The organism is Oceaniferula spumae (genome assembly GCF_042849255.1).
Classification (GTDB): domain Bacteria; phylum Verrucomicrobiota; class Verrucomicrobiia; order Verrucomicrobiales; family Akkermansiaceae; genus Oceaniferula; species Oceaniferula spumae.
Map to the genome: position 1 here is coordinate 337,452 of NZ_AP026866.1, position 12,806 is coordinate 350,257.

The following is a 12,806-nucleotide window of genomic DNA, read 5'->3' on the forward strand; positions in this document are numbered from 1 at the left end:
TAGATTAATCTGATTGGTTGTTTTGAGGGCGAGATGGAATGTGTGGGCGACACTCTGCGTCCACACCTCTCATAGAGTTTGGAGCTGCCCAGCAGTTTTCATCATGCCACTCGCTCGGACATGGAGCCCCGTAAGGGTGTATGAGCGGGATATCCGAACTATCGTGTTTAGGAAAATACTCGTGCCAAATAATGGAGTTGGAACTTTCCCATTCTTTGATGCGTTTATCAAAGCACTGGTTAAGGTCGTGCAACATCCGATCTTTTTCCTTCTGATCAGAAGTTAGAGATTCGATGCGGCGCTTTAAAATAGGTAGACATTTTTTTGCCATGGTTTCTTTGGCTGTGCCCAGAAAAGGTTTGGGTTTTGATAGATCATCCATTGGTAAATTTTGTCTAACCCAAGCAACCATTACAGCATGAAGGGCTCGATCCAAAACGGGAATTGTATAGGGTGTCACGCTTGAGGGTTCTACACTGGCGTAGAGCTTTCCATGGTAAGCTTGAAAGTGCTCATAATGGGAGAGATCTCTGGGTTTATTCGCACCGTAGTTCACGAGAATTACCCCTGGCTTTTTAGTGTTACGACCAACACGGCCCGTCGCTTGGATGTATTGGGCCGTTGTCTTGGGCTGGCCGGCGACAGCCATGATTGCCAGTCGATCAACATCGACACCAACTTCGATAATGTTTGATGCCAAGCAAGCGTCAACGGGGTATTTTCCCTTTGGAGGTTTAAACGCATATGGACGGTCAAGAGCATCGAGTGCCCGAGGTACCTCGCTGCTTGCCAAACGACCAGTGAGTTCAAGAACTTCATTCAAATAACGTCGTTTCCCATCTACACCTTTAGGATACCAACGGTTCTGAATATTTCGCAATCGTTCAGGAATATCAGCGCCAAAAAGAGTAAGGCTGCCTCCCAATTCCCTTAAACTGTTGAAAAATACTAACAACGTCCACCATGGGTCGCGTTCCTTTTCTGTAGAAAGTCCCCACGCTGCTGCGAGCAATGATGCATAGAGCCTAACACTTGTAGTCAATGCGGATGAGTAATTCTTTGGCAAAACGCCAACATACATCCGCCCCGGCAAACGTTTACCTGCATCATCGACTGCATATTTCGCAAAAAAGGAATCGGAAGCATCAATCCCAGGAGGGGGAAATACGGTTGTCTGAGTGCGAGCATATAAGTCTCGAATTTGGCGATCCGATGCTCTCGTTGTCGCGGTGGCGGCAACAAGTTTAGGCTTTATGGGGTTTTCAGTATCTCGATAATCGGTAGAAAGCTCATCAATCAAAGATTCATATAAGCCGACCATGCTCCCTAGGGGGCCTGTAATCAGGTGAAGTTCATCTTGAATGATAAGACCGGGAGGCGATTTTACGCGCTCCCCTCCATCATCAATTCCAAAAATACTTCGGCATTCTTCTCTCCATGCTAACCCTGCGAATTTATCGACCGTTGCTATGAGATAGGTGGGGGGAGATTTGTAAATATTTTCGTCAACCACCTCAACCGGTAATTTTGAGCGGAACGAACAAGCATGGTCGGGACAGTGGAGAGATATTTGTTGGCCTGCTATTTTTACACCATCAACCTCATACTGGTAATTTGCTTTTTGGTTTGGACCCATGGCAGCGCCGCACCAAGGACATTTCAACAACACCATCTTGTAGTCATCAGGTCCGTTCTTCTTTGTATCGTTGATGGACTTTTTAGCGTCTTGTATTGTGTTTGGAGTCGTAGAACTACCAACCCATATTCCAATAGTAAATGGTGCTGTACCAAGGCGCTCATACTTCGGACGTAATGTCTCTAGCGCACAAATTAAGGAGGAAGCTCTTTGGAATTGCTGAGCCGTCAACAGCCTTAGCGTGTAACGCATGAGGACTTCAGTGCCGGTGTCTTCAGGGTTACGTAGCCGCCTTTGTAGAATCGAAAAAGCAGCGCAAGCGAGGTAAGCTTCTGTTTTACCACCACCTGTTGGGAACCAAATTAAATCCACAATCTCCCGTTCCTTGGCATGAGGATCCGCCAAGGCTGTGATGTTCATTAAAAAGAAAGCAATCTGAAACGGTCGCCAAGCGCGCTCGATCGCTTCATCGGATTCTAGGTTTAAGGCTTCGTAAGGCGGTTTATAGGTCAGCCTATTAGCCGCCTTGTCCAGCTCAGGGTTACGGGTCTTTATTTTTGAGGCTAGAGCCTGGAGTAACATCGCCTTGTTCGTGAGCCTAAACGCCAAAGAAACATCAGGGTGGTTTTCCTCATCTACAAGCATAGACAAGCCATCTTTCATCCGTTGTATTACTTCAGCACACCTCTTCAGATGACGTTGCGCGGTGCATTTGAAATCTGACACTAAACCATCCGACTCGACATATTTTTCTTGGACCCACCTTTCATATGCGGTGATCATTCGTTCCAGTAGCTGGACGGATTCGTCCTTCCGAGAGTTGTCAGCCAACACAGAAAGGGGGATGATCAGATCTTCAAATTGACCCGGATCTTGAGGGTTCTCGCACTGAAGTGAGGGAGTGATTGATGGGACCTCGTAGGCCGGAATAGGTTCCGCACAGACACTCAGAGCTCGGTCGCCAAGCCCATTCAACTCCCAAGTGCCAGCGCAGCCATGCCCGGTGGAAAATGTCTTTTCGTTTCGATAGAGCAAATCAAGTGATTCCGTTTCCTCATTACTGTTGGATGATCTTGCTTCCGGATAATACAAGATTGCAGATGCAGTATCCGTCCCGGCTTTTGCGGTGAACCTTGACTGGAACAGACAAAAATCACCCAGTAGTTTTTCGTCCAAGCAATGCGTACGATTCACCAATGATACGGTGATAAGCCTAGCTGACGCAGGGTGTTGATCTCCGGGTATTTTATCCCTTCCTCTGACAAAAATTTCAAAGTTGACCTCAATGGGAGCTAGTTCCTTCAAGGCTACCTTTATAGGTTCTATTTGCCCCTCTGCCTGAAGCAATGTTTTCAGAGATACGGATACTACGTCATTGATAGCAGTGCGGGCCCACCACCTGAGAGGTCTATCAGCCACTGTAACTTGACTAAGTCTTTTGTAGCGTCCTCCGGTTGCATGAAGAACTAGATCTCCTTCTGCTGCTGCATCAACGACAAATGAAATCCCCATACTGCGCTGGCTTTTCAAATTGGCTAGTCGCGTCTCTGCTGAGCTTGAGGTTTCTTCTCCCGCAATTTCTGAGCCTCCGGCCTCTGCATATTTCTCGGCTTTTTTTTCCAGTGTTTGTTTTTGTTTGAGTTCATCGTCTGAGAGCTCAAACGTAGAAACGTTTGCGTCCGCTACATCTGCTGCATCATCGGCCTCGTCATTCATGCCATCCTCTGTCTTGGGAAACAAAATCCCCATACCATAGCGAAGTAGTGGACTTTCATTTTGAAGGATTTCCTCTCCAGTTCCTTTGACGATAGGACGAATACCTTGAAATTTTTCGTTATAGCTTTCCCAATCCACGAAGGCCTGAGGCTTGGTAATATCAATTTCTGTTCCTGGGGAAAGTAAGTCGCCCGAGGAAGTGTCGAATCGACTTCCGGGACCGAATATTTCACCCGCTATGGATGCGAGCAGCTTTGTGCGATTTTCAAGGTGTTGTTCCATATTTACTATATTGGTCGAGATTAAATGATTGAGCGGAGAACAGGTTTGAGATCCTCGTGAAGAAATATCCCCAAACAGTGTAGAGCACGGGAAAGCCCGATATAAAAAAGTGACTGCTGATGTGATGAATCGATGGAGTTAAAATCAGTGAGTATGATCACGGGGGCTTCCATGCCCTTGAATTTTTGGATGGTGGTGTAGGATATACGGTTTTTTGCCATGCCGTATGGGGCTACCTTTTGTGACCATTCCGCATCCAGGGCTAGCTGCATGCCCAAACAATCTTCATCAATGGGACTAAGTAATACAATATCCCCGGCCCTATACCCGGCCTTCATACATTCAGATATAAAAGTCGTTACTTGCTGTTTCTGCATCTCACCGTCGGACCAGAATTTTAATTCCGGATCTTCCTGCGTATCGCCACGCAGGACTTTCGCGTAGGGTGGTTTAAGCTGACCTAATGACACCACATACTCTGAGATAGGCAAAGTGTTTCTGCAATTTGCAGATAGTCCAAACATCGCCGCCGACGGAGCGTTGTTGACTCTGAAATCGTTGATTGAAACAGAGCCTTGTGAAAAAATATCCTGTCCTAGAAAATCGCCAAAAAACAGCCACTGGCCACTTGACAACCCGCCGTCCAAGATGAGGTCCAAGAGTTCAAGATAGTGTGGCTGAAGTAGGTCCTGCGCCTCATCAAGAATGATGAAGTCAAAGCACGGGAGGGTATCATCACTTTCGAGTAAGCACTCGATGGCCAGCTCAACGAGCTTACCTTTGAAGAAATCCGGAGAATTTCTAATAGCCGGGGTCAATTTGTTTTTGGCTATGGAATATAACCATTCATCAATGTTGGTGACTACAGCATGCTGGGCAATTTCTTTGCACTGGGAATGCAGTTCTTGTCCAAGTAATTTGTTGAAGCAAAACAGAGCCAATCTAGTTTGAGGAGCCTCTACCGAGGTTCGCCGAAGAGCTTCCGTCGCCAATACCGTTTTGCCAGTCCCCGCAGCCCCCGAGAAGATCATACGAGGATTAAACATCATTTGGTCCAATGCCGAATATTGCTCCTCGGTTAGATGAATGAGATCATCCTCAAGTTTATTACGGCGTGCTTTGGGAGATATGGCAACTTCAAAAATAGGTCGTAAGGAACGTGTAATTCTCTCGCAGCGTTCAATGGAGGCATACTTGGGCTGATTAGTTGCACAGCCCACGTTGTTGCCGATCAAAATGTCTCTTCCTTTTAACAGGATGCTCTTGATGATGGTTGAAATGGGGGCACTGGTCAGCCGGCCCCTGTCAATGATTTGCCAGTCATGCCACTCTGGACTCTTTTGACGGAAAGTTAAGCGTGGGAAACATGCGGCGGACCATGTTAAAAAAGAACCATAAGAGGGGTCGACCTTAACGACGTATTTTCGGAGCGAGTGCATCGCCTCAGCAGCTTGCTTAAAGGGTCCGCGCTGCTCTGGATGGGGTTGGTCTCCGAGATGCCACCCCTGATCGTCAACATGAATTCGTGTGTGTGACTTCACCTCGATAACCAAGATTCCGTATTCTGGAACTATGACTACAAAATCAGCTTCACCAGACATCTGGGTAGTGTGTTGCGCCAGATCCAAGCCATGCAGGACATACCAACCTTCAGTATCAGGATCGTCACGCAAGCGACGGAAAAGTTGCTTTTCTCCCGGGGGTGCTACTTCCGGACAAATGGATGGAATCATGCGAGCCATAAGTCGTCAGTAAGTTCAAATGGATGGTTAAGTTTGGAGATGGGGAGTTCATATTCCCGATGATCAATTTGTTCGATGTAGTATGCTCTCATTTCTGCAGAAGTTCCTAATTCTCCATGGAGCACTTGCATTCCGTTTTTTTCCAGTTGATTGAGATGGGTGCCTTTTGCTGATTTTCTGAGCATCTGAGCTACTTTCCTTCCTGCGCTTTGGTGCGCAGCTGAAATCCTACGCATTGCTGTTATTGTATCAGCCGCTTCATCCTCGCTGTATCCGGTCAGCAGTAATAATTTGAGGAATTCAGTCTTATTTTTTGGCATGATTGTATGTGGGCGTAACCAATTGTTAAAATTCGTCTCGCTGGCTGATAAGACGCCGCTTTTACGTAGCTCATGGTGAGTTCCAAATAGATAGAAGCGTGATTGCACCTTCATCTTCCAAGCTGATTGTTTTTCACGTAGCACAGGAGCCAAGTCACCTAACAAAGAGTTAGCTATACTGGCTGTCATATCGCCGGCACCATGCGTGGAGAACATTACGATGTCACCAGGCGAAAGTGCTGTAACTGGCGTTTTCTCGATCTCATTACAGATAAGTTTAGCCCCACTAGATTGGCGAAGCAAAATTCGATAGATCGAGGCTTCTGTGTTTAGAAAGACGCCCGCATTTGCGGATAATCTTCCGAAATGACATGAGGCAGTTACTTCTACTTCGTCGTCGTTCGGATCCGATTGCTCGAATGATGAAAAGACTTTTGAAGAATCGATCGTCGGGATGATGTCGTCAATTTCAGATGCGGAGATTGGTTCGGTATCTTCCTTATTTGATTCTTCGTCTTCATCGTTAGTACAGATGGTGTAGCTTCGACACGCAGGGGCCTTTAGGAGACCTTGTGTAGTAGCTCCAGTGAAGAGGTGTGGCGAGCCGTTGAAGAAATAAAAATTGTCAGCAGTAGGGGCCGTGAAAAAGGGTTCAAATCCCATGAACGTTAACTGATTTGCACGAGGGGAATTTAAGACGTGCATTGAACCAGCTAGAGTAAACCAGCGAGGAGAACCCATCAGGATAAGTTGATCGAAATGATTTTCTTTTTTTAGATCGCTGGGAGTTACAACGTGAACAGGAACACCTATATCGAAGGTATCGAACCATTTGGAGACATGCTGACAAACCCTTCTGCCTTCTACGACTACGCCTAAGCGGTAAAGGGAGGTCTGCTCATTGTCAGGATCAATGCCTTCGGGGAGAGCATCGAGAATCTGGTCCAGAAATGGATGCTGCTCAATTTGAAGTAGAGATTGAAACTTTGTATTAAGATCGTCAAATAGCTGCCTAGTATATGGCTGAGAACTTTGTTTGAGTCGTCCCAACCCATCAATTCTCGGGCACCATGGAAGCAAGGATTGACCTTCAACCGGTGTAGTCAAATAGAGGTGGAACCAACGTTTAATCGATCTGAGGAACGCAGCCCATTCGTCTGCAACCTCGCTCTCTACAAGCTGTCGCCGGAATGCGCCTAGGGCGGCGTGAAACTGCCGGACATGATCCGACGTAACAGAAATGGTGTTCAGCCCCGAATCCTCGGTGCCGTCCTCTCCTAGGACGCTTTCCATCGCGGTATAAACCTGGTTGGTTTCAGTGAAGTTCATAAGATTAGCGGTACCATGCACAAATATCAATCCCTGCTGGCTTCAGGTCGAGGAGACTATCGGATATAGTAAGTTCAGCTTGTGGACATCGACGAATGTAGTTGTCATTAATCATTGTTGTAGCATCGAGGAAGGATGGTTCAGTACGGGCTATGCAAAATACGACTGATCCAGTTGGCGCAAAAATATCATAATCAAGTGATTGAATAGCTCCGGAGACGATTTGAAGTTGGGCTAGGTGTTTATTCGTACGAGGGTTAATTGTAGTGTTTGATGATCTAGCTACGGCGCTTTTTGTCGATTCTGCGAGCCGCACTAGATCCCCTAGGTATATTGAGTCTGTTTTGTTGACAGTAGGGATTAAGGTGGCGATGGGTAAATGCGTGGCAACTTCCCCCTGCACCCGGGCCGAAGAATCAAAAATATTGCAGGTGTTATGTGGTTTCCCCGCCAAGGAATACGCAGCTTCTTCATTGCCTTGAAAAAGTGTAGTTAACCCTTTCAAGTTAATTACCGTATCTAGCCACCGACGTCTGGATTCGATGTTTTGCGTAGTTTCGGTTAGCTTGACACAATGGAGCAACCCGGGATGGATGTGAGCGATGTGCTCCTTACCTTCTTCTTTATTATTGAGGTAGTATATTGCAAGGCACTCTTCACCTCTGTTATTTTTAGCGATGCCTTTGATGACTCCCATTTTTGTACTGAGTCCTCTTCCTTTTTTGATAACAAACTCAACATGCTCTCCTCGCATATCTGTTAAGGACTTGAGTAGGTCCGCATCGCTTCGGGGACTACCATTGATGGCGTGATGATTTGTTAGGAACCCAGCTGCGATGAGAGGGGATGCGAAATTAAGAGTCGGTAGTGCAACCGCGTAAGTCGGCATTTTTCCTGAGTCTGCTTTCTGAGCTGCATCTTGCCCAAGCGCATAGAGGAATTTTGACCATGAGGTTTGCGAAGTATCCATATAGGGCGGTAAATTGAGCGTAGGCTTTAGGGGAAGTGTCTCTGGACGATGATTTGGTTAGATTTTTCCGCAAGATTATTCTAACCAAAACAAAATCTTTGGACCGTTGGATTCAGGCCAGTTCTGCTCATTGTTGCGGCGGCCTTCTAGCGGAATATTGTGGCGCTTGATGTTACTGAAAAGGGAAAGGATGTAATCGAGAGGCATACAGAGATTTTAGAGACAGGGGTGGGACATTAATGGGAGGATGTGGATTATTTTTAAGGTTTAGGCACTCGATTATGGTGAGGGAGCAAAGTTGTGTTCGAGGTAGAAATCGTCATCAGCGGTATCGATGATGCAGAACTCATCACATAGTTTGTAGTGTTTTTCCAAGGCGGCAGCGATGCTGTGGCGCTCTTGAATAGTGAGACCGCCGCTCGCACCATGGATGTATTCTCGGACGGGGCTGGGAGCGCCACTGATGATGCTACGAGCAGGTGGAGTTTATCATGGGGGACGCCGGAAATGTCCACAGCGTCCTGGCTGTGATTGTAGGCTGGGTGATCCGTCCATCCTGACTCGGTGATAGCATGCTGAATGTTTCCGGTGTCCGCTAGAATACGGATGAATCTATGGAAGCAGGCTTTTTCTTGCTCGTCCATGATGTGAGTGGGTGTCTGGTGTTCAATCATATCACCTTTAATGGGTATGGGGTGTGACGTGTTCGATTTATGGGTGAAGATATTGTTTGAAGATGACTTCGCAAGTTCCTCTGCGGTGCTTGATGTGGGCGATGTCTAGCTGTGTGTATTTTTAGATGTCACTGGGCATTGTGAGGTGATTTTTCTATGGTGGGGTTAGTGAGCAGCGCAATAATGGTTAGGTATGAATGAGTAATGTGATGATGGCAGGGATCAGGATGATGGATCGGAGTAACAGCTCCCGAGAGGGGCTGGCTTAATTCCATTAAAATAGTTCGTCCTGTTTATGACTCGGAGGGTTCTTTATAAAAGGATTGTTGGCTTCGTTTACTAATAGGGTGTCTGGCGCTGGATTGAATGTCATCAGTTCACCGTAGAGGAATGGGCTTAGCTCCTCGTCCGTTAGCACCGCTGGCATGCGATGATGAATAGGGGACATCAGCGAGTTTGCGGAGGTCGTAATCATTGAGAAGCATTCGCCTAGGCTGTTTGATTTCTCCCAGATACCAGCCATCCATAGCCACTCGCCATCCCGGCTGGTGAAACGATGTGTTCGTTTGTTTCCCTTTGGCCCGGACCACTCTTAGAAAGCGGTTACGGGAATGAAGGCAGCGGCGATGCTCGATGGAGTCCCGCCACATGGGACTGTCAAAGTTCTCGCTGCGTGTATTGTTTACATCACCAAGGCCTGGACGTTCGTAGCTCCAGCGCATCATTCGGATATCACCATTACTCAGATACACAGGAGCCTTGTCAGGGCGTCTGATGAGCCGAATGTTCTCATCTAACGTACCAAAGCCGCTGGCCGTGAGCGCTTGAGGCGGTTTCTTTTTACCCCTGCCAAATTCGTATACGCTGCACATGATGGATTTTCTATTGTTCTGCGTAGAGTCTGAATCCGCATATTGAATAGGTAAATATTTTGATAATGAATTCCTTGTGGGGGCGAAGCATTTCAAGCGGCGCGTTCGCGTCATGATCAGGTAGCTAAAAAAAACGCCCCACGATGTGTGGAGCGTTTTTCTTATGTGGTCGCTTAGCTGTCCAGTCCCACCTGTCCGTCAAACAGGCCGTGAAGGGCTTGTCCGCGCTTCACGGCAGTCTGGGGATTGACTCCCTTGTAGACTTCGGTGAAGGCGTTGAAGAGGCTCCAGGCGTTGCGCGGCAGGAACTCTTCGTGGGACGGCTTGCGCCATTCCTCCAGCACGGCAGGCACTTGGCTCGGTGTGATCGCCCGGCAGTCGACGCTTCTGACGATCAGGTCATGGGCGGAACGGTCCGGGAGATACATCTTCTTGTAGGCGGATATCCGGCGGTCAAAGTCGGCGAACTTGTCACCGAGCTTGCCGACCGCACGGGCCGTCAACTGCTTCAGGTCACGCATGGCGAAACGCGTGTGCTTGCGACTGAGTTTCACCTCGCCGTTGAAGGCAAGGTTGTCACAGACGAATACCTGGGTTCCGGCAACGAGTCCGGCGGGCAGGCTCTTGTCATGCGAGTTGCGCAGTCCCACCACCCAGCCGAAGTCCCGGTCGCTCCGGGTCGGCAGGTTGACCTGGATGACTCCGAAGTATCTGGAGCCGTCGTGGGTCAGGGCATGGGTCTCGCCGCGCAGTTGGAAACCGGCGGCCTGAAGCTGGTGCTCCACTTCCGTCACCAGTGTGCGGTGCGGGAGCGGATACCATGTGTCCGTGCCGTGCGGCGTGGCGACCTCGAAGAGATCCTGACGGTCCACGACCTGGGCTCCGCAGTGAAGCAGCATGCCCCGGGGTTTCGGATTGTCATTCACTCGCGGTGCGTTTTCCACGATCTCGTAGGCCACCGGCTGGTGGCGGTTCATGTTGATGATGTTGTTCATATGTTTGGTTTTCTGTTTGGTTTTCTGTTTGGTTTTGTAATGAAAAAGGCCGCATTCTCGCTCCTGTCAGGGAGTCCGGATGCGGCCTTGCGGTTTTGTTGTTTGCCGGTCAGCGCTTGCGTCCCGCCAGGTTGATTAGACCGGCGAGCAACAGGAGGGCCAGCATGACGCCCCACAGGTCCTTGATAGCCCAGAGCGTCAGTGCTCCGAGGGATACAAAGCTGAAGAGGCTGATTATGGCGTTGGTCGGGTTCATGGCATTGCGGGGTCAGTGGTTTCCATTGCGGGCAATCAGGCCGACGGTGACGATCACCGCGACTCCGACCAGCGCATAGCTTTGAACCTTCATGCCTTCGCCGATCGGTTGGTAGTCCGGGGCGTTGACAACGACGGGTGGCGGCGAGTCCTGTTTCTTTTTGCTGCAACCGGTGCAGCTCACAAACATGGCCAGTGTCGCGAAAAGGAAGGCGTTTCTCATGACGCATCCCCGTTCCCGTGCTCCGCGCCGCCCTGCCAGTTCTTGCACTGCGAGAGGTATTCACATCCCGAGCACATGAACGACGGCGACGGTGTGCAGTCCCCGGCTTTCACCGAATCCACATACTGATGCATGAGGGCGATGACGTTGCCGATCTCACGGTCAGACATGCTGCCGAACTCGGAGACACAGACCTTGGGCACCTTGGTCTTCACCAGATGATGAAGCTCGATGCCCAGTTCCCTGGTCCCGGTGCAGTGGCGGTACAACAGGGCGTAGATGCCCAGCTGCGTGCCGTGCACGTGTCCCGCGCTGTTTTGCGAGGGAGACTTGGCGGCGGTCTTGAAGTCGACGATACGGCCTCCCCCGCGAACGAGGTCGACAATGCCGATGACCGTGGGCAGACCCTCGATCTCAGCTTCAAGCCGCACCTCGACACCGGCTATGTCCTCGTCCTCCTCGATCACGGCGGCATCGAGATAGGCAGTCACAAGTTCCCACGCCTTGTCGCGCAGGTCGTCGTGCTCCTTGTCCGATTTCCACGGCACGGTATTCTCCACCTGCTCCTTTTCCCACGAGTGGAAGAAGGCAGCATGCAGATCATTCATCGTGTAGGGTTTCCTGTCCCATCGCCACAGGTTCCATTGCTGGAGAGTGGCGTGCACGACCTTGCCCAGATGCATCGCCGGCGACGGTTCCGACGGGATGTTGGCAACGTAGCGGAAGTAATGTTTCCTCCTGCATTGTTGCCAGCAACTGAGTCGTGACGCCGAGATGTAGTCCAGAGCCCGTCCGTAGTTTCCCCGGGCGGAGGTGTCGGTGGTCGGGTTGAGAGTGGAGATCATCTCTGGCCTCCCTTCTTTTTCCGGTCTTGCAACTGCTGCTGAATGATCAGGTCGATCAGACCGGACGCCTCCAGCTTGTTGAGCTGCGGCACGCTCTTGCGAAAGCGTTGCTTGGCGAGTTGCTCGACATCGTTCTTGTCCAGGTTGTTTTCCCCGATGAGTTTGAGGATCAGCTCCTGCTGTTTCGGAGAGCACTGCCAGTCGCAGTGTCGGGCGATGGGCAGGACGTTGACGGGCTGAACGGTGTCGGCTTGCCGGGCCGGGGTTTCCATGCCGTAGTCGTGGGGTGGAACGAATCCGGTCTGCCGGATCTGTTCGTCGACGTTGGTCTGGAGGTTGTTATACAGACGCTCAGCTTCGTGGGCGATGTCGTCGGTGGTGTTCAGTTCGGTCTCGACGGAGACGCTGAACTGGTGCGACGAGTAGCCCGGAAGACCGAGACGCTTGCTGTAGTTTGCTATGAGTTTCACAGCCATGGTGTTGGTTCCTTTCTTGTTGGTTGTTATGTATCCCTCCCATGCACGAAAAAAGCCGTGATCCGGGGGTGGATCACGGCGCTGGCGCGGAGGGGTTTGATGTGAGAGACAGTCTCGTCCCTCACATTTGTATATAACGTGGCATGGCCGACTATTGCGTTTGTGCCCGGGGGGGCGGTGGGTGTGGATGGGCCGCCCGCTTCCAGACGGCTGGATTGCGTGTGGTGGAAACCGATCATCCATCTTGACCTGAGCGGTCAGGGATCTAACTTGGGACGGTGTGTTTCATCTCGTATGCCCACCTCAGTGTTGTGACCGATTGACAAGGTTTTTGCCCGGACCCGGCAAATCGACCAGAGGCGGAGGCACGGCTACAGGTCGTCCGGAGGGCTTGTGACACCACCTCCGGGCTTGTTGTCCCAGATGTGACAGGGAGCGAATACCGGTTCGGCAGCCGTCGTGAGTCGGAAG

General features: G+C 50.0%; 10 protein-coding genes and 1 pseudogene. All 11 read right to left on the minus strand.

Annotated features, from left to right (window positions below):
* Positions 1-4: 4 nt before the first annotated feature.
* Complete coding sequence (locus tag ACSPJT_RS01405) at positions 5-3,634, minus strand: helicase-related protein (RefSeq protein WP_435894583.1); 3,630 nt, start codon at positions 3,632-3,634, stop codon at positions 5-7.
* Between the two features lie 20 nt (positions 3,635-3,654).
* A complete protein-coding gene (locus ACSPJT_RS01410; RefSeq protein WP_435894584.1) occupies positions 3,655-5,367 on the minus strand; it encodes an NERD domain-containing protein in 1,713 nt (570 codons plus the stop codon).
* Positions 5,364-7,025, minus strand: coding sequence for a hypothetical protein (locus tag ACSPJT_RS01415; protein ID WP_435894585.1), 1,662 nt, complete (start codon positions 7,023-7,025; stop codon positions 5,364-5,366). Before ACSPJT_RS01415 ends, ACSPJT_RS01410 begins: the two co-directional genes overlap by 4 nt.
* Before the next feature lie 4 nt (positions 7,026-7,029).
* Positions 7,030-7,995: a hypothetical protein gene (locus ACSPJT_RS01420; protein ID WP_435894586.1), complete on the minus strand. Its 966-nt coding sequence runs from the start codon at positions 7,993-7,995 to the stop codon at positions 7,030-7,032.
* A gap of 260 nt (positions 7,996-8,255) precedes the next feature.
* Entirely contained in the window at positions 8,256-8,669 is a 414-nt protein-coding gene (locus tag ACSPJT_RS01425) for a hypothetical protein (RefSeq protein ID WP_435894587.1), read from the minus strand.
* Between the two features lie 274 nt (positions 8,670-8,943).
* Positions 8,944-9,201: pseudogene (locus ACSPJT_RS01430) on the minus strand (SOS response-associated peptidase family protein); the annotation flags it as partial.
* A gap of 513 nt (positions 9,202-9,714) precedes the next feature.
* Positions 9,715-10,536, minus strand: coding sequence for a DUF932 domain-containing protein (locus ACSPJT_RS01435; RefSeq protein WP_435894589.1), 822 nt, complete (start codon positions 10,534-10,536; stop codon positions 9,715-9,717).
* Positions 10,537-10,645: 109 nt separating this feature from the next.
* A complete protein-coding gene (locus ACSPJT_RS01440; protein WP_435894590.1) occupies positions 10,646-10,792 on the minus strand; it encodes a hypothetical protein in 147 nt (48 codons plus the stop codon).
* Positions 10,793-10,804: 12 nt separating this feature from the next.
* Positions 10,805-11,014, minus strand: coding sequence for a hypothetical protein (locus ACSPJT_RS01445; protein WP_435894591.1), 210 nt, complete (start codon positions 11,012-11,014; stop codon positions 10,805-10,807).
* Complete coding sequence (locus ACSPJT_RS01450) at positions 11,011-11,859, minus strand: RecB family exonuclease (RefSeq protein ID WP_435894592.1); 849 nt, start codon at positions 11,857-11,859, stop codon at positions 11,011-11,013. Before ACSPJT_RS01450 ends, ACSPJT_RS01445 begins: the two co-directional genes overlap by 4 nt.
* Complete coding sequence (locus ACSPJT_RS01455) at positions 11,856-12,335, minus strand: hypothetical protein (RefSeq protein ID WP_435894593.1); 480 nt, start codon at positions 12,333-12,335, stop codon at positions 11,856-11,858. Before ACSPJT_RS01455 ends, ACSPJT_RS01450 begins: the two co-directional genes overlap by 4 nt.
* Between the last annotated feature and the right edge of the window lie 471 nt (positions 12,336-12,806).